Origin of the sequence: Hyphomonas sp. CY54-11-8 (genome assembly GCF_000682735.1) — a bacterium.
Lineage (GTDB): Bacteria > Pseudomonadota > Alphaproteobacteria > Caulobacterales > Hyphomonadaceae > Hyphomonas.
This window is the reverse complement of record NZ_AWFD01000034.1, coordinates 1-25,753: the sequence shown is the minus strand read 5'-3', so window position 1 is coordinate 25,753 and position 25,753 is coordinate 1. Positions and strand designations below refer to the sequence as shown.

Here is a 25,753-nt window from a genome sequence, read left to right as displayed (position 1 = left end):
CGTCACATTACGCATTGTGACGCTTATGTGTCAATACGATCCAATATAATGGATTATTTGTGTATTGTAGTAGTTATTACAGAAAACAGGATGTCACTCAGGCTGGCAAGCAGTCAATCCTGTAAGCGGTGTTATGATTTCCCATCCATCCGCATTGTTATAAATCATTCGCGCCAGCGGCACGCGGCGCCCGCCTTCGATCTCTTCTCCGGGGGTCAGGGTCAACATGACCGGATTGCCATCCGGCCTGCTAAACGCCATCCGGGTCAGAAATTGTCCAAAAACATCGCCATCCTGCGAATCGACATTCAGCGTTTGCCGGCGGCCATCGACGATTGCTTCAGCCGTGGGATCCCCCGCCGGATAGAACAGAACGAAGTGCCGGGGTTCGTCACGCGACCACAGGAACAGACCGCACGTACCGGGCTCCAGAGTCTGGGCTGGCAATGAGGTCACAGCCGCTTCAGGTGCAGCCGCAGGTGTATCCGGTACCTGCGCAGTACCCGACGAGGCACAGGCGCCAAGAAACACGAACCCGGAAAGAAGGAGGGTCTTATTCACTGGACGTTTCCCCGCTCGACAATTGCTGCATGTAGACAAACCGGCCCGCCTCGTTGGTGAAACCGGCAAGCAGAAGAGCATTCGTCTGATTCTCGGGCACGTCCCAAAGCTCCAACCGGCCGTTGCCCTGCAGGGAAGATCTCGCTGAGATGCGAGTTCCGTCTGCTGCGCGGCCCTCGACCGAGACGACCAGATCTCCATCCGCGCAGGACAGCACTCCGTCAAGATCGGGCCAGTTCGCTCCGTAAACGGCAGAAATTCTGGACAGCGCATCCGTATTTACTTTACCGCTCGCGGTCCGGCAGCCATCCGCCGTCGCTTCGATCGACATATTTGACAGGCGCAGTGAAACTTCCTGCGCCGGAAACAGAGAAGAGATGCGCGCCGCATCGAACATGACCATTGCACGTCCTTGCCGGATCAGAATTTGGTCACCCGATAGCGCTGCGAGTGCGGAGCCCTGTCCGGAGGGACCGCTCCAGCGGAGAAGGTGACCCGGCTGCCCTCGGATCATTCGCATGAGACTGAAATCACCCTGAACCGCGCCCACAGCATCGCCGTGCACAGCCAGCCCCGTGACCTGACCGTGCCACACGGTACCGCGTGCTTGCTGCCAGGAAACGCCCTGCTCCACGATACCCGTCCGCTTCAGGACGAACGACAGGGGCGCGCTGGCGATCAAGGTAACGACAAAAACGCCGGCGAATACGATGAGAAGCAACGATTTCCGCATCACAACGCGCCTCCTCGGAATTCGAAACTGGCGCGAACTGTGCCGGCCGTATCAGCAAATACAGATGCCTGAGCCGGTTCAGCCCCCAGTTCACGTTCGGCGGCTTCCAGCCAGGCAAACAAGGGCTGCACCGACACCTGGTCGAACTGAATTATGATGGCGCCGCGTTCGCTCGTTTGGAGCCGGGAAACCGATATGCCTCGCTGAGCGGCAAGTTCGACCAGCCTTGAACGCAGATCCTGCCCTTCAACAGCAGACACCCCGGATGCCGTTCCAGCATTGGCAACCGGCCGGGCTGCGGTTACCGCATCAAGTGTTCTGGAGGCTAAGGCGAGCGATGCCGCCGCACTTTCTTTCGCGGCGCGCAATGGCTGCACGACAAGCAGATTGGCGAGCAGGACCGCAACAAGCAATCCAGCAAGAACAATCAGCAGGCGCTCACGCACAGAACGTGTGGACCAGTACTCCGTCATGATGCCAGCTCCAGTATCATGTCGCCAACGACTCGGCCGTCTTCCACCCGCGCATCTCCAAGCCGGACAGACAGACCGCCAGCCTCAATTGCATTCTTGAGTGTCTCGTCATCGCCAAAGGCGCTGTAGACAAGTTTCGCCTGCAACTGTCCTGCATCGGCATCGTAGCGAAGGCTGGAGAGGCGAACACCTTCCTCATCTGCCAGCGCTGCATAGAGCACACTTGCCATTTTCCTGAACCCTGCAGCAGGCCTTTGGGTGCCACTGGAGCGCTCGCGGACCGCAGCAAGTATGTTCGACGGCACCGGCTCTCCCGGGTACAGGGCAGTGAAGCTTGCCCGCGTCTGACGATCCAGCACGGCTTCCAGTTGGTTCATGGAACGAATGCTGGCAAACGTGTAGACGCCCCACGCCAAGGCACAAGCTGCAGCGAGACCGGCCAGGAGACGGAAACGTTTCAGGTCTATCGGCAATTCGGCTTTGCGTGCGAAGTCAGCCTGTCTCAGGTCGATGCCAGCATTACCTGCCGCAAACCGACGCGCGAGTGCAAGCAACGCATCGTCAGCATGCTCTGGCTCTGCCCCAGCGCGCTGCATCAGCGCGGAGACGAGCTCCGACGGTAGGGATTTATCAATCGCGAACGGCTTGTCCTCTCCAGCAACGAGGATGCGATCACCAATTTCCAAAGGCGCCGATCCGGCCTTGAGCAAGGTGACATCGGGTACGAGACGGGCATCCTCCAGTCCCGCCTCTGACAGACGGCGCATCCAGTCTTCCATGACCGGTCGCGCCACCATGCACACCGTGCCTTTTCCGGTGGAATTCCGGTGCTGGTCGATCGCAACATGCAGTCCCTCGACTGGCACGGCTATATCGTCTTCGACCGCAAAACGTGCCGTCCGCAACCAATCAGCCTTACGGGCGCCCACCAGGCGCACTGTGGAAATTGCTACCTCCGTTGCCGGCACAATTACCGTCACCTCGTCAGAACTTGCGGCTGTCTCCTGTGGCGACAACAAGGTCACCGCGCCGGCAGTAATGACCGCGAACCGCCATGGCTGACCATTCGCAGGAAGAAGAGCGATGAGATGGCGCGCCATTAGAATTCCCTCCGCACCATTGAAACCAGGGCCACGTTTCCGGTTTCCGACCGCCGGTAAAGTGCCTGGTAATTCGTGATCAGATCGCCCGTCCCGATGTTGATGTCCGCTGACAAATAGTCCGACGCAAGCGCGAGCACCATGTCATTTCGGGCGTCTGGTGCAATCTTCATGACAGCGTCCTGCTGAATAAAGCCCTCTTTGCTCAACCACCCGCCGGCAGGACGGGAGTCAATCAATGCTCGGGCATCATCGAGGGATAATTCTTGCGAATATAGCGCAACAAGAAGCGGCGCCTGTTCAAGGCTCAATGTATTTATGTTGAGTACGGATTGCTCCTGTTCCGGACGCAGGCAAACGAGGTGTTCAATCCTTGCGAAAACTTCCGGATCATATCCTGCTATGGCTTTGAGCTCGCTGACGCTTCGCAGTTTTGTGTTGGCGGCGCGATAAGATTCGGCCTGAGATGCGTAGTATCCATCTTCTGCGCCATAGGTACGGGTGGAATAGTCGGAATCGATCCAGTCGGCCAGTTTCTGGGCCAGAGATTCTGCCTCTGCGTCGTCAAACTCAGCCGCGACAAGCAAGTCATCATACGCCTGAAGCGATGCGTCGCTGACTTCACCATCACCCGCGCTATTGAAGAGCGCATTCAGATTGAAGCAATTGGAGGCTTCCCTCGCCTGAACCACGACCACACCATTTCCAGCCGGAAGGGTGATAGTTTGAGCGAACAATTCAGACTCACTGTTCAGGGCACCCTCATTCATCTCCAATGCTTTTGTGAGGTAAGTCGCAGCCGCATCCGCGGCGCCACGAGCCGTCCAGAATATCTCCGCCCTCGCGGAAGAAGACTTGATGATGAGGACAGACCGGGCAAGCGCGTCGGTCGCGGCAATCGCAGCCACAGACATCAACATGACGATTACGAGGACTGACAGGAGGCTTGCTCCCTTCTCCTTGTCGATCTTGCGCATCAGCCACCTCCCCCGATCAGGAAGAGTTCGGTCAACGCATCCGTGTCCGAGTATTCAAAGGTCAATTCAATGGCCGCTGGCATATCCTTTTCGCCCGCATTCCATTCAGGCACCCATTCCCGGCCATCGAAATATCGCGCTGTCATGCGGGACAATCCCGTGGCAAGCACGCGATCCGCATGAGGTGTATCAGCGGCCGGATCTGGGCGGAGCCAGGCGCGCCGCGTCAGCGTACCGTCCCGGAACTGATATTCGACCGCCAGCAATGACGCGCGATTGTCATCTGGAACCGGATGGCTCCAGCCGTCACGCACAAAGGCGACGAACGGCGAGGACGTATAGTCGGGCTGACCAGCATCTCCGTACAGCATCCGGATGTTTGCAAAATCGTCCCGCATCAGCGTGTGGGTCAGTTCAATTTCGCTGACGCTTTCTGTCGTTTTCCCGAGCCTGTCAGATGCCCTCACCGTTCCGATCAGCAGAGTTGATCCTGCAACGGCAATCATCGAGGTCAGCGCCAGAGCCACCAGCATCTCGATAAGGGTGAAACCCGCATCGTGCTTCATGGTCTCACCTGTACCAACGTTTCCCGCATTGCGAGTCGCTGACCCGTCGCCGCGTCTGAGACAGTCACACGAATTCCGGCGAGACCGTTTTCGTCACGGATCTCGATTTCCCGCACCCAGTCAAATGACTGGCCACGCTGGATGCTCTCTCCTGATCCAGACCCGGCCCGGAGCACGGCCGGGTCAGAGACGGCCTCAACCAATCGGTTGTCCGCTTCAATGCGGGCCAGCGACAAACTTCGCGTATGCCCGGCATTGGCAGTTGTTTCCGTAACCAGATGGGCGAGTCCGATGGCAGCGATGGAAAACACAACCAGCGCCACAAGAACTTCAGCCAGGGTGAAACCACGATCTGTCATCGGCTTGGCTGCCACGGCAGTTCGAAGTCGCGGGTCCGGACACCTTTGGAAAAACGCACATCGGGGCCGGACACGATACCGGAAGCATCCATGACAATCTGGGGAAGTGCTTCATCTGATTTCGCGTTTGATTTACCCTGCATACTGATGGTCACGCCTCCGGACGCGCGACGGCTCGATGCTTCCACCGGCACCCAGCGGCCATTGATACGCGTATAAACCGTGTAGGCATTCTCCTCGATGCGAATGCCCTGCGCCTGCCCCCGGCTGATGGCCTGATCGAGCGTGCGGGTCATCAGCTTGTCGAATTGATCAGCTTCAGCATCCAAAGCATCAGGCCGTGATGGCATCACCATCACCACCATGGCGCTCGCAAGCGCCATGATGAACAGGGCGACCATGATCTCCACGAGGGAGAAGCCGCTATCCCGATGCGTGATACTGTACAAAAGACCGCCTATTCCCAGTTGCCGATATCGTCCGCCGTGCCCGCCTTGCCGTCCGGTCCGGACGAATAGACGTCGTAGGCTCCACCCGAACGCTGTCCCGGGACATCGTATTGATATGGGTTCCCCCAGGGATCATCACGCAACCGCTTGACGTATCCACCCGGCCGGTATGTCGCGATGTCCGCACCCGCCGGCGGTTTCTTGAGTGCCGCAAGACCGGCCTCCGCATTCGGATAGGAATACATGTCGAGGCTGTACATTTCGAGCGCACTTTCAAATGCGGCGATGTCCGCACGGACCTTGCCGACGCGTGACTGTTCGCCCACGGGCGCGACGTTGATGATCACCAGGGTCGCAAGCAGGCCCATGATGAAGATAACCACCATAAGCTCCACCAGGGAAAAGCCGGCATCCTTGGGGCGGCGGGGTCTGGCAATCTTCCTGATTGGTTTCATGAATGTGTCTCCTATGACATGGCGAGCGTGTTGAGCTGGAGGATCGGTAGCATGATCGACATCACGATCAGCCCGACGATACCCCCCATCAGCACGATAATAAGTGGTTCTGCCAGCGCCAGCAGCGCGGCGGATCCCGTTTCGAACTCTGTATCGAGAAAGTCTGCGGCCCGGTTCATCATGCCGGAAACATCGCGGCCCGCTTCACCGCTGGTGACCATATGCACCATCATCGGCGGAAAAACTCCCGTAGCAGACAAGGCGCTGGATAAGGATCCGCCCTCACGAACTCTTTCAGCGATGAAGTCCGTCGCATCAGCGATGACCGTGTTATTGGCGGCGCCCTTTGCTCCTTCAAGCGCCTCCAGAATTGTTGCACCAGAAGCCGACAAGGTTGCGAAGACGCGGGCGAAGCGTGCAGCGGCAACCGTACGTGTCTGAGAACCAATCAAGGGCAGTCGGAGAACAAACCTGTCCAGACTGCGCCGCATGGCGGGCTGGCGCAGGAGGCGCGCGCCCAGGAACACGAGCGCAGCAAGAACTAACAGGATGATCAATCCGTATTCCCGCACACCATTGGATAGGCCGATCACAATTCGCGTCAGGAGCGGCAGCTGAGCGTCGAACAAATCGAACTGTTCCACGAGCCGCGGAACCACGACCACCATGAGCGCAATGACCATGCCCATTGCCATGACGGTCAGAAGCGCGGGATAAATCAGCGCGGCGCGGACTTTCTGGCGCAGCTGATAGCTGCGCTCCAGATAGGTCGCGAGGCGCTCCATGATCTCGCCTAATTGGCCAGACATCTCACCTGCCGCTGTAACAGCACGGACGAGTGGGGGGAACGCATCCGGCACTAACGCCATGGCTTCTGACAATCGAGCGCCCTCAACGACATCCGCACGAACCGTGTGGACAGCCTTTTGTACGCTGACAGGGTTTTCGTTGCCTGCACATGCACCAAGCGCCTGTTCCACAGCCAGACCGGACTTGAGCAACACAGACAATTGCCGGACTAGAAGCACGCGTTGCTTGTCGCTGAGCCGGCCACGGCGAACGACAGTCTTGGACTGCTTTTCCGCGACGGGGTCCACATTCAAGACCATCAAGTCACGCAGTCGCAGTTCCTTGCGGGCTGACCGCGCACTGTCTGCGGAGATTATGCCTGATCGGCGTTTTCCTTCGGCATCAAGTGCAACATATTCGAAGGCGGCCATTACTGACCTCCTTTGCGGCAGGCGCGCAGAACTTCCGCAACACTGGTCTCCCCCGAGATCACATATCGGCGCGCATTGTCCAGCAGACGGTCATGGTCCGCGAATGCCACCTGATCGATCGCATCTTCAGACGCACCATCCCCCAGCATGTTGCGGATACTACGATCCGCCACGAGCAGCTCATAAACGCCCAGACGTCCTGTGAAACCGGTTTGGCCGCAGGAGATACAGCCTTGCGGGTCATAGACCGTCAGCTCAGCATCGCCAGAAAGGCCAAGCGCTTCACACTCGGCGTGCGTCGCATTTCGCGCAGTCTTGCAAACCGGACAAAGTTTCCGAACAAGGCGCTGCGCCATGATCGCGCGCAGTGTTGAAGACAGAAGATAGTCTTCCACGCCCATATCGCGAAGGCGCGTAATCGCACCGGAGGCCGAGTTGGTATGCAACGTAGAGAGCGCAAGCCGGCCGGTTGAAGCGAATTCGAAAGCCACTTCGGCTGTTTCCGAGTCCCGGATCTCACCGACCATGACGACATTGGGATCCTGACGCAGGATCGATCGCAAGGTGGCCGCAAAGTTGAGGCCGACCTTGTGATCCATCTGCGTCTGGCTGATGCCCGGCAGGCCGTATTCGACCGGATCTTCCAGCGTCATGATATTGTCGCGGCCCGTATTCAGGCGCGAAAGTGCGGAATAGAGCGTCGTGGTTTTTCCGGACCCGACAGGCCCTGTAACCAGAATCACACCATTGGGCTGACTGAGAGCTTCGGTGAAACGCTGATAAGTGTCCTCGTCCATGCCGAGGTCTCTGAGATTCAGCAGAGCATTTTTTGTATCGAGCAGTCGAAGAACGACACGCTCGCCATAACGCGTGGGCAGTGTCGCGACACGCACATCAATGGACTTGCCGCCCGCGGACAGCGAAATCCGGCCGTCCTGAGGCAGGCGCTTCTCCGCAATGTCCAGCCGCGACATGACCTTGATACGGGACACAATCGGCGCGGCCAGTTTCCGCGGCGGGGTTAGAACCTCTACCAGGTCGCCGTCGATACGATATCGAATGGACAATGTGTCTTCGAACGGATCGATATGAATATCGGACGCCCGCTGCTTCATCGCCTCGTGGATGAGGCCGTTGATCAAGCGGATGACGGGCGCATCGTCCTGACCATCAAGCAAGTCAGCCGCTTTCGGCAAATCGTCGATCAGGCTCTCCAGACCGCCACGCGCATCCACTGCAGCATTGACGCTATCCCCGGCCAAAGCGTCTGCGGCAAACACATCTGCCAGCGTGCGCTCATAAGCATCCCGATCCAGCGGCTCCAGTTCGAAACTCGAGCCAAGCGCTCGCCGGGCCTCAAGCAGCGTCAGAGGGTCCGCCCCTGCCCGCATGCCGAGCGTCAGCACGTCCCGCCCGGGCAAGACAACAATCCCTTTGTCCTTCGCAAAGGCATAGGTGAATTGCTGGATGGCGGGCGCGGTCGTCATTGCGGTGGCGGGCTCCCAAGCACCTGGTTGACGAACCGGTCAAGGGACTCACCGCTGTCACCGTCTCCGGTCCACAATTCTTGCGCGCGCAGATAGCGATAGGAACGCGACGTCGCTGCGCGCGCATCATCACGATTTCGCACGATCGTTGGCCGAATGAACACCATCAGATTGGTTCGGCCCATTCCCTTGCCTTCCGACCGGAACAGACGCCCCGCGACCGGGATGTCACCCAGAACCGGAACTTTTTCGTTCGTGATGCTCTCAGTTTGCTCAACCAGACCACCCAGGACGATGATCTCGCCATTGTCAGCAATAACACTCGTGCTGATCTTCCGTGTATTGAAGATCAGGTCCGTGCTGGAGCCCGTCGTGATTGCCTGCGCGATATTGGACACTTCCTGCGTGATATCGAGACGGATCGTATCATCGTTCGAAATCCGAGGCGTAACATCAAGTCCAACACCAACGTCCCGGCGCTCAACCGTCCGGAACGGATTGGAGTTTGAGTCGCCAAGCACTTCGCCTGTCGCAACCGGGACTTCCTGACCGACGAGGAGTGACGAAGTTCCGTTGTCGAGCGTCATATTGAAGGGCTTGGAAAGGATGCGGGACTGGGTATCGTTCTCCACGGCCGTCAGGATGGCGCCAAACAAGGTATCACCGTCCTGTCCGCCAACACCGACGCTAAGGCCTGACAACCCAAGCAATGAGTTCACCGCCGCTTCCGCAAATGGGTTTGTTTCGGCCGTTCCCGTATTGAATGGCGTATTAGAACTGAGCGCGCCGGCGAGCGCCAGCATGCTGGGCGCGGACCGGGAATAGTTGGTGGAAACGAATGGCACGGTCGAGTCATTTGTACCCGACACTAGGAACTGCAAACCGAGCTCTCTTGCCGTATCGTCTGACATCTCGACAATGATTGCTTCGACCAGAACCTGTGAACGGCGCCGGTCAAGATCATTCACAATGCGCTCGAGCGCGCCCAGGGTTTCCGGAGGGGCACTGATCACGAGGGAATTGGTCGGCTCATGATGCGCAATCGTCGTCGATGCATCCGGCTCTCCACCAGCAGCGCGGCGCGCATCCATGGCGCCCGCCATTTGCTGGAGCACAGGAACGAGATCCGAAGCATTTGCATTGTTCAGCGGAATAACCCGAAGCGTGTCTTCCGTCCGGTCATGGGAGTCGAGTTCCCGACTGACTTCGACCGCGCGCCTGACCAGCGCGTCATCACCCTTCAGGACAATGGCATTGCCCGTATCTGAGGCAACCGCCTGGAAGTTCACGCCATAGGAGTTCTCACCCGGCGGGACTGTGAGATTGGTCAAAATCAACGCCATTTCACGAGCAGGTATATTCTTCAAGCTGATCGTCTGGGTTACCGACGGATCGGAATCGATCTGCTTCAGCATGGCGCGCAGACGCGGCAGGTTTGATGCATAGTCAACGACGACCAGCGTGTTGGACGCATTGTTGGCGACAACCTGCCCCTGCTCCGCAATCAGCGGCTTGATCACTGCCGCGACATCCCGGGCGGAAGAATGCTTGAGCGCGAAGATTTCCGTGATGAATGTGTTGGAACCGCTTGCCGACGTGCTCGCGTCAGACACCGCCTGGCGCTCAGGCACGATACGGTAGGTAGACCTTCCAGCAGGGACGGCCGTGAACCCATGCACCCGCAGCGCGGATAGAAAGACATCAAATACCTGGTTCCGGGTCAAAGGAGTTGACGAAGAGACTGTCACGCGTTTGGTCCGTGCGTCAGGATGCACGATGAATGTGTAGCCCGTGACGGTCGACACATCCGCAACGAGCGCAGACAGCTCGACATCATCAAAGTTCATGATGTGACGCGAAGGCTCAGGACCGCTTTCGCCAGCCAGGGCAAACGCATTTGGCGCTGTCGAAGCGAGCAGCGCAGCGGAGAGAACGGATTTGAGTTTCATAAGCTACGGGTTCTCCGGCAGCGTGAATATCTGGTCGACCTGTCGGCCATCGCGATCAATTCTGAGACGGACTTTTCTGGATGAGGAAAGCTTCATCGCAAGCTCGCCGGGGGCAGTGGCACCGACCGACACCCCGTCCACCGACAGCACAATATCGCCCGGCATCAACCCGGAACGCTCAAGCAGCGCAGCATCGCCCCGGCTGCCGATTTCGTATCCGACGAAATCCGATCCGCGATGAACCGGATTGATTACGAGATTGGCAAGGAAGTCCGTGGCCGTTGTGCTGATCAGGTCATCGCTTGCCGCCTGACCGCCACCCGAGGTGTTCGGTTTGATATCGCCGGGAGAAGACAGGACAGACAACCTGTCTGCACCACTGGACATAAGCAGCGCTTCGATCTGGCCATCCTTACGCAATGTCACGCGATCTCCATAAACGCGGTCCAACACCACTCCATCGAGAATGGTTTCACCAGGCGCAAAAATGCTCAGCCGGTTGTTCGGCATCACGATCATCGCAACACCCGTGCCATTTGCAGAAGCGCGAACCCCTTTGAGAACGAGATTAAGCTTCGTTTCAGGGGCTTCCTGAACAATATCGGCAACGACGCCGCCCCTGTTGAATGGGTCGAGGGTCGTCAGGAGCGACATATTCCCCGACAATGCCGGCGCATCACCACCACCAGGTGCTTGACGGAAAACATCCCCCATGGGCTGAACACCCATCACAGCGCCACCAGGCTCGACGGCGATCCAGACCAGGCGCGCCAAGATGAAGGCAATCAAGGCTATCAGGCAGATTTCAGCAACGCGAATAAGGGGGCCTGCGCTCCGCAAAAGCAGACGCCCGAAATCGGCCACAGACAATCCCGTCCGATCACCAAGTCCAGCCATCTCACTCAACTTCCACGTCCTTTCACCCAAAATCCGAACGGCGAACCAATCTCACCGGGCAGATCTGGCGCCTGCATTCTACAGGCTCAACCACCAACATGAACGTCCTGACTCCCGTAAAGGGATCTCTGCACAACTCTCAGGAGAGTCATTCGACAGCTTTGCAGGTTACCTATGCAATGTGCCGGGAATGCCCCAAACGCAAACTCTCCCTGCATACATCCTGCCACCTGGCGCCCTTGAGTGTAGATCCGCTGACATTCAAAGTCTGCGATAAACCGGACAAGGCAGAGACCCGGCCAGTCGCCGGAGTACCGCCTTCAGGTCGTTCGTTTACATGAGATATTTCGTACTTTTGTGACGCAAGTTACAGATATTTATGAGAAAGCCGATGTTTTCTCAGTAGCTGTCAGAAAAAGCCGCCGCGGCGCCGGAACACCGCGGCGGCAAAGAGATCAGAAGCGCAGAGTTACGCTGGCCGACAGACTGCGGCCCCGGTCATAGGTGTTGAATTCAGTCCGGCCGAGGTCATTGGCGTTCGACTGATATTCTTCATGAGCCTGATCCAGCAGGTTACGGCCGCTCAGCCCCAGTGTGAATTCCCGCCCCGCGACGGTGAAATCACGACGGTAGACAAGGTCCAGCTGGACGCCCGGATCCTCAATGATATCGGGCAATTCCGCACCAGGCTGATCCAGCCCGCGTTGCAGAATACGATCATCCACCCAACCGAGAAGCAGGGTCATCTGCTCGACATTGCTTTCCCAACCGAACTGGATGTTGGCGATATTTTCCGGCGTACCCTGAAGCTTTGATCCGTCGAGATTATACAGCGAGGCATCACGCAACGAACGGGAAATCGGGTCGAAAACCTGATCACCTTCCCCCGCCTGCACCTCTGAAGAGGTGTAGGTATAGTTGGCCGAGAACAGCCAGTCGCGATCATCGAACCAGGGATTGGAAATCGGCATGTTGAAGCGCGTACGATATTCCAGCTCGGCACCGGACAGAACAGCCTTCGGCGAGTTGATGAACGTCGTTTCGAACACGAACGTAGACGTCGAGAACTGAACTTCTTCGATCGGGTTTTTGATTTCCTTGTGGAATGCACCGATCGTAATGAACTCGTTCCGGCCAAGATAGTATTCGAGGCGGGCGTCATAGTTCTTAAGCTCACTGTCGACCAGGCCGCTGTTGCCCCGATAGGACCGCTCGGTTTCCGGATCGAAATAGTTCGACAAGGCGAGTTCACGGAACTGCGGACGCGCAATTGTCTGCGAGTATCCGAGACGCAGTTGGAGATCGTCAGCGAAGTTCCAGGTAAACGTCGCGGATGGAAGGACGTAATCGTTTTCGAGATTTACATCTCCAGCCCCCGGGTTACCGAAACGGTCGAACGTCCGCACGGTTTCTTCCGCCGTTTCATAGCGCGCACCAACTGTGGTGCGAATGAACGGGAAGAGTTCCAGGTCCGCCTGAACGTAACCGGCCACGACGTCGAGACCCGCAGAGTAGGAGTCGTTCGGCGTGGTCACTTCCTGCAGCACAAACCGCGCAGGATCGATATTATCCGGCGAGAATAGATAGTCCGGACGGGCCATCTGGACGTCCAGCGGCAGCGAGTTACCGCCGGCGAACCGGAATGCGAGGAACTCGTAGTCACGGTCCGTGCTCGAAGAATCGAAGCCGCCGGAGATGATCGCTTCGCGCGTGCCATCAATCGTAGTCTCGTATTTCAGGTCAGCGCCATAAGCGACATTGTCATCCGTCAGTTCGGAGAAGCGAATGTCGTAGCTGTTAGCGACCGAATAGAGAATGTTGCCTTCATCATCCACGAAACGGCGAAGCGACCGCTCATACGGCGCATCCCGCGTGGATTGTGCCATTGAGCCGCGCCAGGAGAAGGTCAGGTCACCAAAATAGTGCTCACCACGAAGCTGACCAAATGTCAGACCACGCTCGAACCAGCCGGACGATTCATCATGAACCAGACCCGTGCTGCCCTGCGCGTTGAAGTCTTTACCTTCGTTGATCTGGGCTTCTTTGGAGGTCGAGTGAACATAGAACAGGGTGCCCTGCACTTCACCATCGGTCCATTCGGCTGTCGCCGATCCCAGCGCATTGACGGTCGCCGTCAGGTTGGTTGAGAACGTCCGGAAATCCGACCCCAGCACGTCGCCTTGCACGAACTGACGCACCGCATCCTTTGTTTGCCATTCCTGATCGTAACCGGCGACGCCAACCAGCCCGATTTCAAAGTCGCCTGCGTCGAAAGACATGCCACCATCGACGGATCCTTCGAAGTTCGGGCCAAGATCACCATTCTGAATCACGGAAAGCGGCGAATTCACCAGGCTTTCACCGACGGCCTCGATTTCGTCAGCGGTATAGCTGCTCAGACGTTGGTCGGAGGACAGAACTGCAGCAAGCGGACCGGGAATATCCCGAAGGCCGTCGTCATAACCGAGCCAATCGTAATCGCCGCCATTTACGTAGATGCCTTCCTTACCCGTCGTAGCGGTGTTCCACGTGCCACCGACCTTGAGGTTCAAAAAATTGTCGCGCGGCATCCGCAGCGTTTTCAGGTCAATCATGCCGCCGCCGAATTCGCCGGGGTATTGAACCGAGAAGGTTTTCTGAACAGCGGCCCCGTCAAGAATATTCGACGGGAACAGGTCCAGAGGAACAGTACGGCGCAGCGGCTCCGGGCTTGGTAGCGGGGAACCGTTCAGAAGCGCTGCCGAGTAGCGGTCGCCCAGACCGCGGACATAGGCGAACTTTCCGGACACAACGCTGAGACCGCTGAGACGCGTCAGGGCCAGAGCGGCGTTTGAGTCACCCTGACGGGCGAGATCTTCTGCCCCAAGGAAACTGGCGACCTGCGAAGTCTCGCGCTGAGGGGCGGGAATGTACTCACCGCGGATGACGACAGTTTCCAGCTGGCGCGCTTCCTCGGGTTGTTCCGTTTCAGTGTTTTCCTGAGCGACAGCCGGCGCTGCGAGAATGAGTGCCAGCGCCGTCGTCGACAGGATCGAATTTGAGATGTGATGGAATTTCATCTTCCTGGACCTTTGTTACCTGCGGCACCGGCCCGGCTTCGGTTTGCTTTCGCATCGTGCTCGGGCCGCAATAAAATCATAAGTGGCGGGCGCCGAAGCGCCCGCCGTATGGATTGCCGCGATCAGCAAGGATCGCTGGCTTCAAGACCGCACGACCAGCCCTGCCACCAGGTGTCCTGGGCGTTCTCGACAGCACCGATGTAGTCCACCGAGTCGAAGAACGAAGACACGGTGGCCGGATCGACTGCCGTCACAGCGGCCTCGGCCGAACCGTTGATGAACGTCGAGGTCAACGTGTTTGCAACGTTGGTCGAATTGTTCGCATCGGCATCAACGGCGCCCTGGGCGGCGGCGGCATCGTCAGCCGCTGTTGCCAGACCACCAGCACAATCGAACAGTACGGAGCTGAACTTCGGATCCGCACCTTCCTGATAGCCCGCGACGGCGTTACCGGCGGAGTCCTGGAAGCGGATGCACTCCTGACCGTAGTCAACGACACCATTCAGGTAATGGCCGATCGTTCCTGTGTTGAGGCGGAAAGCATTCGTCCGGTTACCAACAAAGGTGAAGTTGGAGATGATCGGGTTAGACTGCGGGGTCACCGACGAGGAAACACTCGAAGCTTCGGTGATGTTGTCGCCGCCGGCAGCACGCTGAACCACGATCGCATACTGGATATGGCCATTGTAGCCGTTGTCCGTGTCGATCGAGTCGTCGTCATTGCCTGTCAGGACAAGGTGCTTGATGTTCACACCGCCACCGAAGAACTCGACACCATCGTCGGAGTTGTTGTGAACCTGAACGTAGTTCACGTCCGTACCGGTGCCGACACCTGCGAAGGTGATGCCGTTCAGTTCGTTACCCAGCGTGTTGATCGCGTAACCAGCGTGCTTCACCAGCGTGTAGGCCAGCGAGCCACTGTCGTCAGCAGCGTCACCACCACCGTAAACGGCTTCCGGGCTGGTCACACCTTCAACGATGTTTTCACACTGCGCCGAACCCGGCGTCGCGGCATCGCGGCAGCGGTTGATCGGGGCGCTTCCGAGGATCACAAGACCGCCCCATTCGCCGATGGCATTTTCCGGATCGACCTGGCTGTCTGTCACGTCAGCTTCGGAGGTGAAGACAACCGGGTTGGCAGCGGTACCGTTCGAGAAGATCTGCGAACCACGGTTCACCACGACATAGTCGTCCCCCTCATTGCCGAACAGCGTCACGCCGGACTCGATGGTGAGAGAGGCAGGGACACCGCCGGTTGCGGTTCCATCGGGGCCCGTATCAACACCGACGTCCACGCGGCCAGAGATCTCATAGTAATTGCCGCGCGTCAGGCGGATATCCGAAGAGATCTGACCAGACAGACGGCAAACCGTCGTGCCTTGGATGTCGAAGCCGGAGTCGGTCGTGCCGGTTGGGCAAGTCGGTTCCGGGAACAGGGCGAAGGTCCAGCCTGCGGCCCAGTTGTTCGTTACGGTTTCGGTCGGACCGAAGGCACCGATGTAGGAGGTTGGCTCGAAGAAACTCGACACAGTCGATGCATCGAACGGCGTCACGCCAAGCTCAGCCGGCCCCGGGAACAGGACGGATGCGAGCGTATCAGTGACCATCGCATTGTTCGCGTCTGCCGCGACCGCACCTTGAGCGGCTGCCGCATCGGAGTTGGCCGTCGCAAGGCCGCCGTCGCAATCGAACAGGACAGAGTTGAATGTCGGGTCTTCGCCAGCCTGGAAACCTGCCACGCCGTTACCAGCGCTCGGTTCAAAGCGGAAGCATTCCTGACCGTAGTTCACCACGCCGTTCATGTAACGGCCGATGGTGCCTGTGTTGAGGCGGAAAGCATTCGTCCGGTTACCGATAAAGGTAAAGTTGGAGATCTGCGGGTTGGATTGCGGGGCGACCGAAGAGGAGACGCTAGAGGCCTCAGTGATGTTGTCACCGCCGTTCGCGCGCTGAACCACAACCGCATACTGGATGTGGCCGCTATAGCCGTTATCCGTATCGATGGAGTCGTCGTCGTTGCCGGTCAGAACCAGGTTCTTGATGTTGACGTTACCGCCGAAGAACTCGACGCCGTCATCAGAGTTGTTGTGAACCTGGATGTTTTCGACGCGCGTGCCGCTGCCGATACCCGCAAAGGTGATACCGTTCAGCTCGTTGCCTTGCGTGTTGATGGCATAGCCTGCGAAACGCACCTGCACATAGTCCAGAACACCGCTGTTGTCAGTGGTGTCGGCACCGCCATAAACGGCTTCCGGATTGGTCACACCTTCAACGATGTTTTCACATTGGGCAGTGGCCGGTGTCGCGGCGTCCTTACAGCGGTTGATCGGCGCCTGCCCCAGAAGAACAAGACCGCCCCACTCGGAAATGGCGTCGCCGCCGAGGTCGTTCGACGGATCGCTGTCCGCCTGGCGCTCAAGGTCGTTCGCGCTGGTGAAGATGATCGGCTGAGAAGCTGTACCGTCTGCCACAAGCTGCGAGCCGCGGTTAACAACGAGATAGTCGGAGCCGGATTCGCCGAAAATGGTGACGCCTGGCTCGATGGTCATGACCGCAGGCTGGCTACCGGCAATGTTGCCTTCGGCGCCCACGTCGGTGCCGATATCAACACGGCCGCTCAGGCGATAAGCGATGCCGTCGACATTCGTCAGCGTGACATTAGTCAGGTACGCACCCGAAACGTTACAGGTCGTGAGACCGCCGACCGGTGTACCTTCGGTAAAGCCGGACGGGCAAGTTGCACCCGATCCCGTGCCGCCGCCGGTTCCACCGGTGCTGCCGCCGGGAGGCGTACCCGCATCAGTCGCGCCGGGCGATGAAATGCTGCTGCCTTGCGAGCAAGCTGCCGCAAGAACGATCGCAGCAACCGCCACGCTCCGCGCCATCGCGCTTTTGAATGTTTTCCTAAAACTCATTGTCGTCATCTTCCCCTGTGTGCTCCAGAACAGACGCAGTTTCGGTCAGATCTACGCGAGCGAACGGCTATCCGTGACTCGACCCCGCGATCTCCCACGGGCCTTATTGCAGCGCTTCAAGACGCTTTCGAAACTGATTTGTAAACTTTATGTAACGGCCGCAGCCGGCAGGCAGCGCCATCACAGGGCACTTAAGGAGTGACATTGTACTGTATTGTTTCTAATGGTCTTTTGCGCAGATAGCCCACGATGGACCAAGCGCAAACATCCACTATCTGGTCAGTAGTCCGACCGGCACTTCCAACGCTTCAGCCAGACGTTTGGCAGTTTTCAATCCGAAAGGCATACCACGCTCCATCGCCGAAATATGGTTCGCGCGAATGCCGCACCGGGTGCTCAATTCTTTCTGAGTCAGAAGCCGGTATTGGCGCAGGGCACGGATGGCATTCTCTCCCGACTCGATCTGCTGAAGTACTTCTTCAGGAACGTCAGGCTGGGAAATCTGTGCAGCGGACGCCTGCTTGGCTTCAAGGTCCCCAATCCGCTTTTCCAGATCCTTCACCAGCTTTTCGAGATCGAGGATCTTGAGTTCCAGCGAATATACGAATTGATCATCACTCGGCATCTGACTTTCCCAGCTCCACGCCGGCAGCCATAGAAGTCCATGCCGAAAGTTTCGTGTCAGATGTATGAAGGTTCCAAGACGGCCGCACCTTCTCTCTGGGCTGGTGCCTCAGCGCGTCTGGATTCCGGTCCGCTATAGAATATCCGGCAATTACAAATATGTAACAGCGTTGACAGAGACAGGCACCGCCACTAATTAACTGACTGGTCAGTTATTAAGGATGCGATCATGCGCAGGGCCAGGACGGATGAAGCGAAGGACGAGCGGCGCCAGGCTCTCCTCGCCGCTGCGCTGGATGAGTTCTTCGAAAAAGGATTTGCCGCAACGCGGATGGATGACATCGCCAAGCGGGCCACATTGTCCAAAGGGACTGTTTATCTCTACTTCGAGTCAAAAGAGTCGATCTTTCACGGACTCGTGGAGGCGCTCGCGTCCCCCAATCTGGAAATCATCGAACGGATAACCCACGAAGCGGCGTCCCTGAAGGAAGCCCTGCACGGCATCCGCATGTTCGCCCCGAACCTGATCCGGGAAACGGAACTGCCACGCCTGCTCAAAGTTCTTGTCGGAGACAGCCAGCTGTTCCCCGATACCGTGCGAGGATACCGGGAAGAACTGGTCGACCGTGTCCTGTCAATGATCACCTCACTTCTGCGAAGAGCCGATGAGACCGGCGAGGCTAAGATCGAGAACCCTGAGCTCACCGCGCGGCTGGTCATGGCGCCCGTGATCTTCAGCGCGCTCTGGCAAGGTGTCTTCAATCAGAAATCCGAAGCCGAAGTCGATCTCGACCAGCTTTTCGAAATCCATGAGCAATTCATGCTCAGAGCCCTCCGGATCGGGACCACGTCATGAAACACGTCGCTGAAATCCGCACACTCATTGCCGGCGCCTGCTTGATCTCGCTCGCCGCTTGTACGCCCAATGACGAGCCGGTCCATCTCGGCTATATCGAAGCGGACTGGACATATGTCGCCGCCCCGGCTGCCGGGCGCATTGTCGAGCAGCCCGTAAAAGAGGGAGACCGTGTAGACGCCGGCACCTTCCTGTTCCGGCTCGACAGCACTGCGGAAGAGGCTGCCGTTTCGGAGGCCAGTTCCCGGCTGAGCCAGGCGATGGCGCAAGCGGACGATCTCAGCACCGGCGCCCGCCCGCCGGAAATGAAACGCCTTGAGGCACAATTGTCCGCTGCCCGCGCCCGCCTCGCCAAAGCCACGAGCGAACGCGACCGGATCCTGCCTCTCGTCGAACAGGGCTATGCCCCGAAATCCCAACGCGACACGGTCGAAGCGGAATTCGACGCCGCCATGGCTGCCGTTCATGCTGCCGAGCAGGACCTGAAAGTCGCCGCCCTGCCCGCACGGGACGCAACGCGCGAAGCCGCACAGGCCGCCACGCAATCCGCTGAAGCCGCCAAGACAGCCGCGGAATACCGGCTCAATGAACGGCGCACTGTTGCGCCCGTCAGCGGCCGGATTGAGGAAGTCTTTTTCCGCACGGGTGAGTTCGTCAATCCCGGCACGCCGGTCATCGCCATCCTGCCGGATAGTGGCCTCAAAGCCCGTTTCTATGTTCCGGAGACGGATCTTTCACAACTGAAAGTCGGCGAAACAGTGTCCGTGACGGTTGATGGCATTCCGTCGCCGGTGAACGCGGAAATAACGTTCATCGCACATGAAGCCGAATTTGCCCCGCCTGTGATTTATGCCCGCCATTCCCGCGAGAAGCTGGTCTTCATGGTCGAGGCCAGAGTGCCGCCGGGCATCGGCCTGCATCCGGGCCTGCCGGTGGAGGTGAACTGGTAATGTCCGGTGACTACGCCATCGACGTTCATGGCCTGGTCAAGCGCTTCGGCAGCAAGACCGCCGTGGCCGGTGTCGACATCCAGATGCCGCGCGGCGAGGTCTGGGGCTTCCTCGGTCCGAACGGCTCCGGCAAGACAACGACAATCCGGATGATCTGCGGCTTGCTGCGCGTCTCCGAAGGGACGGGCCAATGCCTCGGCTATGATATCCAACACGATGCCCCGCGGATCCGGGAACTAACCGGATACATGACCCAGAAATTCTCCTTCTGGACCGACATGACCATCCGGGAAAACCTGGAATTCGTCGCCCGCCTCTACCGCCTGCCGCATCTCCACCAGACTGTTGACGAAACCCTCGAGACGCTCGGCCTGACACATCGCCAGCACCAACTGTCCGGCGCCTTGTCCGGTGGCTGGAAGCAGCGCCTCGCCCTTGCGGCCGTGACCATGCACGATCCGAAACTCCTGCTGCTGGACGAACCGACCGCGGGGGTCGACCCTCAGGCCCGGCGCGATTTCTGGGACGAGATCCACCACCTCTCCCTGCTAGGCATGACGGTGCTCGTCTCCACTCACTATATGGACGAAGCCGAACGGTGCGACCGGATCGTCTACCTTGCCCATGGCGAAAAGATCATCGAAGGCAGGGTACCGGACGTGATCGACCGGTCGGGCTTGCTGACCTTCCGCGGTGAAGGCGAAGGGGTCCGGCGCCTGGCGGATGCCATCAAGGACGAGCCCGGCGTCGAACACGTCGCCTATTTCGGGTCTGCCCTTCATGTCAGCGGGAAAGACCGCGCCGCCATCCAGGTCGCTCTGGACAAGCATCAGGCACAGGATGTCAGCTGGAGCGAAGTCCGCACCAGCTTGGAAGATGCCTTCATCGCGCTCAGCGCTGAAGCGGGTGAAGACAAGCGGGTGCACGCATGAACGGCCTGCTCCGCTCCTTCGGCCGCATCTGGGCCGTGTTCATGAAAGAGACGGTGCAGATCCGGCGCGACCGCCTGACCTTCGCGGTTATGTTTGGTATACCAATCATACAGCTGATCCTGTTCGGCTACGCCATCAACATGAATCCCAAACACCTGCCCGCTGCCCTTCTGGTGGAAGAACAGACGCCAATCGTGCGCACCATGGTCCATTCACTCAGGACGTCGGACTATTATGACTTCGTCATGCAGACGGACGACCCGCGCAAAACGGGCGACCTGCTCGCCCGCGGCGAAGTCGCCTTCGTGGTCTCGGTACCAGCGGGTTTCACCCGCAAACTTGTACGGGGCGAACACCCACAAATCCTGATCGAAGCCGACGCCACAGATCCGTCCGCCGCCTCCGGCGCCGTGGCGTTTGCCCAGACAATCCTCACCGATGCGCTGCGGCACGATCTGAAAGGCCCGCTGGCCAATCTGACTGGCGGACCGCCACCTTTCGACCTCGTTGTCCACCAGATGTACAATCCAGAGGCAAAGACCAGCTACAATATCGTGCCCGGCCTGCTGGGCGTGATCCTGACCATGACGTTGGTGATGATGACGGCCATCGCCATGACGCGGGAGTCAGAACAAGGGACAATCGAGAACCTGCTCGCCATGCCGGTGAAGCCGATCGAAGTCATGCTCGGCAAGATCCTGCCCTATGTCGCCGTCGGCGCTGGGCAGACCGTCCTCATCCTGCTGGCGGCGCAGGTCCTGTTCGACGTTCCGTTCATCGGCAGCATGTGGATCCTGTTCCTGGGCGTATCGGTCTTCGTGCTGGCGAACCTCGCGCTGGGTTTTACTTTCTCAACCATCGCCCGCACACAGATGCAGGCCATGCAGCTGACCTTCTTCTTCTTTCTACCATCGATCCTTTTGTCCGGCTTCATGTTCCCCTTTCGCGGCATGCCCGAATGGGCCCAGACTATCGGCGAAGTCCTGCCGCTGACGCATTTCCTGCGCATCGTGCGGGGCGTCATGCTGAAGGACACGAGCCTTGCCCAACTGCAAAGCCCGATCCTCGCCTTGTGTCTGTTTACGGCTGTGGCTGTGAGTGTCGCCATGCTGCGATACCGCCGGACACTCGATTAGCCAGCTTATCCCTTGTACGGATGAAGCTTCCCGTCCCGGCCGCGCAAGGCCTGGCCATCCGGCGTGTCCACCACATCGGATGGCGCCGCATTGGCCTTAGACACGCCACCCGGAATGTCGATCACATAGTGCGGCAAGGCGAGCCCGGAGACGCGGTCTCTCAACGCCGAGTAAATCGCCCGCCCCTCCTCAACGCTGACCCGGAAATGGCCGGTGCCCGGTGCGAGGTCCGGATGGTGCAGATAGTATGGCTGGATGCGCGCGGCCACGAGTGCCTGCATCAATTCAGCCAGCGTCTCTACATGGTCATTCACGCCGCGCAGCAGAACGGACTGGGAGACGAGCGGGAAACCTGCCTCGGCGAGGCGCGCAGCCGCAGCCTTCGTTTCCGGCGACAGTTCTTTCACATGATTGATATGGATCGAAACATAAACCGCCTTGTTGCTTGCCTTAAGCGCCTCGATAAATTCGGGCGTGACGCGCGCCGGATCTGCAACCGGCATGCGCGTATGCCAGCGGATGACTTCGACGTGAGGAATGGCAGCAATCGCTTGCGTCAGAGCCTTCGCCCGCGCCGGGGACAACATGAACGGGTCTCCGCCCGTCAGGATCACTTCCCGCACACCTGGCTGTGTACGGATATAGTCGAGCGCGGCACCCGACTCAGAGGGGCTTAGCGTCTCGCCAACACCCGGCCCCACCATTTCACGGCGGAAGCAGAAGCGGCAGTAGACCGGGCACACCGCGACCGGCTTCAATAGCACACGGTCCGGATACCGGTGTACAATACCGGGTACCGGTGTATGCGCCGCATCGCCAATCGGGTCGGCCAGTTCTTCCGGGGTGCGGACGAGTTCCTCCGTTCGCGGCACAAACATGCGGGCAATCGGGTCGTTCGGATCGGACCGATCGATGCGGTCGACAAGGAAAGGCGTCACGGCAATCGCGTACCGGTCCGCCACGGGCGCCAGCGCAGCCGCCGCCTCTTCAGAGAGCAGCCCGGCGTCTCTAATTGCCTCAGGGGTGTTGAGCGGCCGGCTCATGTCTCCACCGGCGTCCACTGGACATCCTGTATCGAGCGCGCGCCGGAGGCGAGCATCACCAGACGGTCGAACCCGAGCGCTACGCCGCAGGCATTCGACATCCAGTCCAGCGCCTCGAGGAAGTCCTCGTCTATCGGGTAGCGCTCGCCATAAAGGTCCTGCTTGAGATCCATGTCCGCTTCGAAGCGCGCGCGCTGCTCTTCAGCATTGGTCAGTTCATTGAACCCGTTAGCGAGTTCCACGCCGCAGGCATATAGCTCGAACCGCTCTGCGAAGCGCGGGTCATCCGGACAGGCACGGGCCAGCGCCGCCTCGCAGATCGGGTAGCGATGGAGCACGGTCAGGCGCTCGTCGCCGAGCGCAGGCTCGATCAGGGTGACGAGCACGGCGGAGAATATATCAGACCATGAGGCGTCGTCTGGCACGCCCACACCGGCATCGCGGGCGGCACACAGAAATCCGTCCCGGTCATCCAGTAGTCCGTTTAAGTCCATTCTAGCATACCGTTGGAACGCTTCAGTCAGCGTAAGGTACTCCGGAGTCATGCCCGGATCGCAGGTCCGCCCCCGCCAGGTCAGCGCCTCGTGCCCTATTGCCGCTAGGGCTATCCGGCAGAGCATGACCGCATCCCACATCACGTCTGTCAAGCGCGCGCCAGTACGGTACCACTCGATCATCGTGAACTCGGGTGAGTGCAGCGCCCCCTGCTCCCGGTTCCGGAAAACCCTTGAAAAATCGACGATTTTCTCTTCACCCGCTGCGAGGAGCTTCTTGCAGGAAAACTCCGGCGACGTGTGCAGGTAAAGCGGGCTGACCCGTCCATCGTCCGTCCTGAAAGCCGTTTCAAAGGCGTGGAGATGGGTCTCATTCCCAGGTGAGACCTGCAGGGCCGCACATTCGACCTCCAGAAAGCCCTCCTGGGCGAACCAGTCGGCCAGCGCGCGGCGCACCTGCCCGCGTTTCAACAGGAAGGGACGGCGGTCTCTGTGCCGCGCCGGATGCCACCATTTCCCGTCAGTCATCTGCCCTGCCCAATGTCCGCAAACGTCAAAATATGTGAACCGGCGCTTGGCGAAACACGCAAGTGCCGGTATGGCGGAGCCCGATCAAGCGCGCTGAAACGGTGCGCTCTATAGCACCGGCACAGGTCCGGGCAATTCGGGAACACATCATGGCCGTCGAAATCGCAGCAAACATCCGCCGGGGCAACATCATCGAGTATACCGACGGACAGCTCTATTCCGTCCTCAAGGCTGAATCCTTCCGTCCAGGCAAAGGTACGCCGACCACCACGATCGAAATGCGCCGCATCTCGGACGGCATCAAGATCGTCAACACCTACAAGACGACCGACAAATTGGAAAAGGCTTTCGTCGAAGATATCGGCTACACCTACCTCTACCAGGACGGTGACAACCACGTGTTCATGCACCCGGAGACGTTTGAGCAAGTCTACGTTTCCGGCACGATGCTGGGCGACAACGCCGCTTTCCTGCAGGAAAACATGGAAGTGAACCTGCAGATGTTCAATGGCGAGCCAGTCTCAGCGACCTTGCCGGCCCGCATCACGGCAACGATCGCGGAAACCGAACCGGTTGTGAAAGGCCAGACGGCATCGAGCAGCTACAAGCCGGCTATTCTGGACAATGGCGTCCGCGTGATGGTGCCGCCGCACATCGACGTTGGCACGCGCATCATCGTCAACACCGAAGACAACACCTATCTGGAACGCGCCAAGGACTAAGCCACCAGCGCTCCATTCAGATCAAGCAAGTGCCGGCCCCTGTGCCGGCACTTTTCGTTTGCATCCCGGTTTCCGCCCGCGCGTGAGCCGAATTGACTCGCACACAAGAAAAGAACAAAATAAGAACAAATGGACATTGCGACCCTCAAAGCCAGAGGCCTGATCCGGCCTGTCACAGCTGCCCCGGCGCAGCCAGACGCCTTCCCTTACGGGCTAGGCGTTCAGGGCGTGCATGAGGTTGCAGAGACGGCTTATGGCCACTGGGCCGCTGCGACCGGCTTCGTCCTTGGCATGCTGCACCCGACGCAGAAAGGCGCCTGCCTGTGGATCTGCCAGACGAGCGTTTCCCGGGATGCCGGACACATCCCAGCCGCGTCACTGCAGCAGATGACCGGCGGCCGGGAACCGCGGCTCTGCATCGTCGCCCGCAAATCCGCTGAGGCCCTCTGGAGTGCGGAAGAAGGCATCATGTCCGGCGCGGTCCGGCATGTCGTGGTCGAGCTGGAAGAGGCGGATTTTACGGCCACGCGCCGCCTCGCGCTGGCATCCGAGAAGCATGGCGTGCCGGTCACGCTCCTCTTGCCGCACAGCTGCAGTGGCGCGACGGCTGCCACCACCCGCTGGCGGGTCGGCACACAGCTTTCAGCGATAAACCGCCATGACCCCCGCGCGCCCGGCCAGCCGCGTTACCGCGCCGTCCTGGAACGCTGCCGCAGCACCCCTGCCGCCGTGGGGCAGGCTTTTGATCTTGAGTGGAACGATGAGACGCTATCTCTCCATATGGTTTCCGGACTGGCCGCTGGATCGGCTGCGCCGCGCCCGGCGCCGTCCTTCGTCACAAGACACGGACACCAGCGCCGGGCCGGCTGAGCCGCAACCCTTTGTTCTCTATGAGAAATCCACTTACGGGCTGGCCGTCGCGGCGGCGAATCCCCCTGCCATGGCGGCTGGTATCCATGCCGGGCTGAGCCTCAAGGATGCCCGCGGCGCGCTGCCGGGCCTGCTGACGGAGCAGATCGACCGGGAGAGCGATGCCGCTGCCCTGCTGGCCCTTGCGGACTGGATGGTGCGTTTCTCGCCTCTTGTGACCACAGATGGAAAGGACGGCCTGCTGCTGGAGACGACGGGCTGCGACCATCTTTTCGGCGGGGAGGCCGGAATGGCCGCGGCCCTGTCGGCGCGGGTGTCGCAGGCTGGCTATGGCCACCGCCTCGCCTTTGCGGGCACGCCCGGCGCGGCCTGGGCGCTGGCGCGGGCCGTGGCGGAGG

Annotated in this window: 24 protein-coding genes and 1 pseudogene; 7 read left to right on the top strand and 18 right to left on the bottom strand. The window is 59.3% G+C overall.

The features are described 5' to 3' along the window. Positions 1 to 93 precede the first annotated feature (93 nt). The 16 genes from HY17_RS14010 to HY17_RS13935 all read right to left on the bottom strand — a co-directional run bounded on the left by HY17_RS14010 (position 94) and on the right by HY17_RS13935 (position 17,825). Complete coding sequence (locus tag HY17_RS14010) at positions 94 to 561, bottom strand: hypothetical protein (protein ID WP_034767704.1); 468 nt, start codon at positions 559 to 561, stop codon at positions 94 to 96. Next, entirely contained in the window at positions 554 to 1,294 is a 741-nt protein-coding gene (gspN, locus tag HY17_RS14005; RefSeq protein ID WP_034767701.1) for a type II secretion system protein N, read from the bottom strand. Before gspN ends, HY17_RS14010 begins: the two co-directional genes overlap by 8 nt. Then, positions 1,294 to 1,767, bottom strand: coding sequence for a type II secretion system protein GspM (gene gspM / locus HY17_RS14000; protein WP_034767700.1), 474 nt, complete (start codon positions 1,765 to 1,767; stop codon positions 1,294 to 1,296). Before gspM ends, gspN begins: the two co-directional genes overlap by 1 nt. Then, the gene (gene gspL / locus HY17_RS13995; protein ID WP_034767699.1) at positions 1,764 to 2,867 is read right to left on the bottom strand and encodes a type II secretion system protein GspL; all 1,104 of its coding nucleotides are present in this window, start codon (positions 2,865 to 2,867) and stop codon (positions 1,764 to 1,766) included. The genes gspM and gspL overlap by 4 nt, the downstream gene beginning before the upstream one ends. Continuing rightward, positions 2,867 to 3,844, bottom strand: a complete 978-nt coding sequence (gspK, locus tag HY17_RS19585) for a type II secretion system minor pseudopilin GspK (RefSeq protein WP_051600128.1) — start codon at positions 3,842 to 3,844, stop codon at positions 2,867 to 2,869. Before gspK ends, gspL begins: the two co-directional genes overlap by 1 nt. After that, positions 3,844 to 4,410: a type II secretion system minor pseudopilin GspJ gene (gspJ, locus tag HY17_RS13985; protein WP_034767698.1), complete on the bottom strand. Its 567-nt coding sequence runs from the start codon at positions 4,408 to 4,410 to the stop codon at positions 3,844 to 3,846. The genes gspK and gspJ overlap by 1 nt, the downstream gene beginning before the upstream one ends. Beyond that, entirely contained in the window at positions 4,407 to 4,769 is a 363-nt protein-coding gene (gspI, locus tag HY17_RS19580) for a type II secretion system minor pseudopilin GspI (RefSeq protein WP_051600127.1), read from the bottom strand. The genes gspJ and gspI overlap by 4 nt, the downstream gene beginning before the upstream one ends. Beyond that, complete coding sequence (locus HY17_RS13975; RefSeq protein ID WP_034767696.1) at positions 4,766 to 5,218, bottom strand: prepilin-type N-terminal cleavage/methylation domain-containing protein; 453 nt, start codon at positions 5,216 to 5,218, stop codon at positions 4,766 to 4,768. Before HY17_RS13975 ends, gspI begins: the two co-directional genes overlap by 4 nt. 8 nt (positions 5,219 to 5,226) lie before the next feature. Beyond that, on the bottom strand, positions 5,227 to 5,673 hold the full coding sequence (gene gspG, locus HY17_RS13970; protein WP_034767694.1) for a type II secretion system major pseudopilin GspG: 447 nt from the start codon (positions 5,671 to 5,673) through the stop codon (positions 5,227 to 5,229). Positions 5,674 to 5,684: 11 nt separating this feature from the next. Then, on the bottom strand, positions 5,685 to 6,893 hold the full coding sequence (gspF, locus tag HY17_RS13965) for a type II secretion system inner membrane protein GspF (RefSeq protein ID WP_034767692.1): 1,209 nt from the start codon (positions 6,891 to 6,893) through the stop codon (positions 5,685 to 5,687). Next, positions 6,893 to 8,380, bottom strand: coding sequence for a GspE/PulE family protein (locus tag HY17_RS13960; RefSeq protein ID WP_034767690.1), 1,488 nt, complete (start codon positions 8,378 to 8,380; stop codon positions 6,893 to 6,895). The genes gspF and HY17_RS13960 overlap by 1 nt, the downstream gene beginning before the upstream one ends. Beyond that, positions 8,377 to 10,329 carry a type II secretion system secretin GspD gene (gspD, locus tag HY17_RS13955; RefSeq protein ID WP_034767687.1) on the bottom strand — a complete coding sequence of 651 codons (1,953 nt, stop codon included), beginning with the start codon at positions 10,327 to 10,329 and terminating at the stop codon, positions 8,377 to 8,379. The genes HY17_RS13960 and gspD overlap by 4 nt, the downstream gene beginning before the upstream one ends. Before the next feature lie 3 nt (positions 10,330 to 10,332). Continuing rightward, positions 10,333 to 11,226: a type II secretion system protein N gene (locus HY17_RS13950; RefSeq protein ID WP_034767684.1), complete on the bottom strand. Its 894-nt coding sequence runs from the start codon at positions 11,224 to 11,226 to the stop codon at positions 10,333 to 10,335. Positions 11,227 to 11,681: 455 nt separating this feature from the next. Further along, positions 11,682 to 14,285: a TonB-dependent receptor domain-containing protein gene (locus HY17_RS13945; RefSeq protein WP_034767682.1), complete on the bottom strand. Its 2,604-nt coding sequence runs from the start codon at positions 14,283 to 14,285 to the stop codon at positions 11,682 to 11,684. A 122-nt stretch (positions 14,286 to 14,407) separates the two neighbouring features. Further along, positions 14,408 to 17,200, bottom strand: a complete 2,793-nt coding sequence (locus HY17_RS13940) for a hypothetical protein (protein WP_034767681.1) — start codon at positions 17,198 to 17,200, stop codon at positions 14,408 to 14,410. 271 nt (positions 17,201 to 17,471) lie between these two features. Continuing rightward, positions 17,472 to 17,825: a helix-turn-helix domain-containing protein gene (locus tag HY17_RS13935; RefSeq protein ID WP_034767677.1), complete on the bottom strand. Its 354-nt coding sequence runs from the start codon at positions 17,823 to 17,825 to the stop codon at positions 17,472 to 17,474. Between the two features lie 228 nt (positions 17,826 to 18,053). On the opposite strand from HY17_RS13935, the gene HY17_RS13930 reads away from it, so the two are divergent. The 4 genes from HY17_RS13930 to HY17_RS13915 are packed head-to-tail and all read left to right on the top strand — an operon-like array spanning position 18,054 to position 21,698. Beyond that, positions 18,054 to 18,680, top strand: a complete 627-nt coding sequence (locus HY17_RS13930; RefSeq protein WP_034767668.1) for a TetR/AcrR family transcriptional regulator — start codon at positions 18,054 to 18,056, stop codon at positions 18,678 to 18,680. Beyond that, positions 18,677 to 19,630: an HlyD family secretion protein gene (locus HY17_RS13925; RefSeq protein ID WP_051600126.1), complete on the top strand. Its 954-nt coding sequence runs from the start codon at positions 18,677 to 18,679 to the stop codon at positions 19,628 to 19,630. Before HY17_RS13930 ends, HY17_RS13925 begins: the two co-directional genes overlap by 4 nt. Next, positions 19,630 to 20,562, top strand: coding sequence for an ABC transporter ATP-binding protein (locus tag HY17_RS13920; RefSeq protein ID WP_034767667.1), 933 nt, complete (start codon positions 19,630 to 19,632; stop codon positions 20,560 to 20,562). Before HY17_RS13925 ends, HY17_RS13920 begins: the two co-directional genes overlap by 1 nt. Next, a complete protein-coding gene (locus HY17_RS13915) occupies positions 20,559 to 21,698 on the top strand; it encodes an ABC transporter permease (RefSeq protein ID WP_081813167.1) in 1,140 nt (379 codons plus the stop codon). The genes HY17_RS13920 and HY17_RS13915 overlap by 4 nt, the downstream gene beginning before the upstream one ends. 5 nt (positions 21,699 to 21,703) lie before the next feature. Here the strand turns inward: HY17_RS13915 and HY17_RS13910 are convergent, their stop codons facing one another. Both HY17_RS13910 and epmA read right to left on the bottom strand, forming a co-directional pair. Beyond that, entirely contained in the window at positions 21,704 to 22,741 is a 1,038-nt protein-coding gene (locus HY17_RS13910; protein WP_034767666.1) for a lysine-2,3-aminomutase-like protein, read from the bottom strand. Next, entirely contained in the window at positions 22,738 to 23,763 is a 1,026-nt protein-coding gene (gene epmA, locus HY17_RS13905) for an EF-P lysine aminoacylase EpmA (RefSeq protein ID WP_034767665.1), read from the bottom strand. The genes HY17_RS13910 and epmA overlap by 4 nt, the downstream gene beginning before the upstream one ends. Before the next feature lie 149 nt (positions 23,764 to 23,912). Between epmA and efp the strand changes: the two genes are divergently transcribed. The 3 genes and pseudogenes from efp to HY17_RS13890 form a co-directional block, all read left to right on the top strand. Beyond that, positions 23,913 to 24,485: an elongation factor P gene (gene efp, locus HY17_RS13900; RefSeq protein WP_034767662.1), complete on the top strand. Its 573-nt coding sequence runs from the start codon at positions 23,913 to 23,915 to the stop codon at positions 24,483 to 24,485. A gap of 129 nt (positions 24,486 to 24,614) precedes the next feature. Then, on the top strand, positions 24,615 to 25,355 hold the full coding sequence (locus tag HY17_RS13895) for an ImuA family protein (protein WP_051600125.1): 741 nt from the start codon (positions 24,615 to 24,617) through the stop codon (positions 25,353 to 25,355). Beyond that, positions 25,246 to 25,753, top strand: a pseudogene (locus HY17_RS13890) (DNA polymerase Y family protein); the annotation flags it as partial. The gene HY17_RS13895 and the pseudogene HY17_RS13890, both read left to right, overlap by 110 nt.

What these genes read in the sequence shown, in the direction of transcription:
- gspN (WP_034767701.1), bottom strand. Translation starts at nt 1,294, where the DNA reads ATGCGGAAATCGTTGCTTCTCATCGTATTCGCCGGCGTTTTTGTCGTT.
- gspM (WP_034767700.1), bottom strand. Translation starts at nt 1,767, where the DNA reads ATGACGGAGTACTGGTCCACACGTTCTGTGCGTGAGCGCCTGCTGATT.
- gspL (WP_034767699.1), bottom strand. Translation starts at nt 2,867, where the DNA reads ATGGCGCGCCATCTCATCGCTCTTCTTCCTGCGAATGGTCAGCCATGG.
- gspK (WP_051600128.1), bottom strand. Translation starts at nt 3,844, where the DNA reads ATGCGCAAGATCGACAAGGAGAAGGGAGCAAGCCTCCTGTCAGTCCTC.
- gspJ (WP_034767698.1), bottom strand. Translation starts at nt 4,410, where the DNA reads ATGAAGCACGATGCGGGTTTCACCCTTATCGAGATGCTGGTGGCTCTG.
- gspI (WP_051600127.1), bottom strand. Translation starts at nt 4,769, where the DNA reads ATGACAGATCGTGGTTTCACCCTGGCTGAAGTTCTTGTGGCGCTGGTT.
- gspG (WP_034767694.1), bottom strand. Translation starts at nt 5,673, where the DNA reads ATGAAACCAATCAGGAAGATTGCCAGACCCCGCCGCCCCAAGGATGCC.
- gspF (WP_034767692.1), bottom strand. Translation starts at nt 6,893, where the DNA reads ATGGCCGCCTTCGAATATGTTGCACTTGATGCCGAAGGAAAACGCCGA.
- HY17_RS13960 (WP_034767690.1), bottom strand. Translation starts at nt 8,380, where the DNA reads ATGACGACCGCGCCCGCCATCCAGCAATTCACCTATGCCTTTGCGAAG.
- gspD (WP_034767687.1), bottom strand. Translation starts at nt 10,329, where the DNA reads ATGAAACTCAAATCCGTTCTCTCCGCTGCGCTGCTCGCTTCGACAGCG.
- HY17_RS13950 (WP_034767684.1), bottom strand. Translation starts at nt 11,226, where the DNA reads ATGGCTGGACTTGGTGATCGGACGGGATTGTCTGTGGCCGATTTCGGG.
- HY17_RS13945 (WP_034767682.1), bottom strand. Translation starts at nt 14,285, where the DNA reads ATGAAATTCCATCACATCTCAAATTCGATCCTGTCGACGACGGCGCTG.
- HY17_RS13940 (WP_034767681.1), bottom strand. Translation starts at nt 17,200, where the DNA reads ATGAGTTTTAGGAAAACATTCAAAAGCGCGATGGCGCGGAGCGTGGCG.
- HY17_RS13935 (WP_034767677.1), bottom strand. Translation starts at nt 17,825, where the DNA reads ATGCCGAGTGATGATCAATTCGTATATTCGCTGGAACTCAAGATCCTC.
- HY17_RS13930 (WP_034767668.1), top strand. Translation starts at nt 18,054, where the DNA reads ATGCGCAGGGCCAGGACGGATGAAGCGAAGGACGAGCGGCGCCAGGCT.
- HY17_RS13925 (WP_051600126.1), top strand. Translation starts at nt 18,677, where the DNA reads ATGAAACACGTCGCTGAAATCCGCACACTCATTGCCGGCGCCTGCTTG.
- HY17_RS13920 (WP_034767667.1), top strand. Translation starts at nt 19,630, where the DNA reads ATGTCCGGTGACTACGCCATCGACGTTCATGGCCTGGTCAAGCGCTTC.
- HY17_RS13915 (WP_081813167.1), top strand. Translation starts at nt 20,559, where the DNA reads ATGAACGGCCTGCTCCGCTCCTTCGGCCGCATCTGGGCCGTGTTCATG.
- HY17_RS13910 (WP_034767666.1), bottom strand. Translation starts at nt 22,741, where the DNA reads ATGAGCCGGCCGCTCAACACCCCTGAGGCAATTAGAGACGCCGGGCTG.
- epmA (WP_034767665.1), bottom strand. Translation starts at nt 23,763, where the DNA reads ATGACTGACGGGAAATGGTGGCATCCGGCGCGGCACAGAGACCGCCGT.
- efp (WP_034767662.1), top strand. Translation starts at nt 23,913, where the DNA reads ATGGCCGTCGAAATCGCAGCAAACATCCGCCGGGGCAACATCATCGAG.
- HY17_RS13895 (WP_051600125.1), top strand. Translation starts at nt 24,615, where the DNA reads ATGGACATTGCGACCCTCAAAGCCAGAGGCCTGATCCGGCCTGTCACA.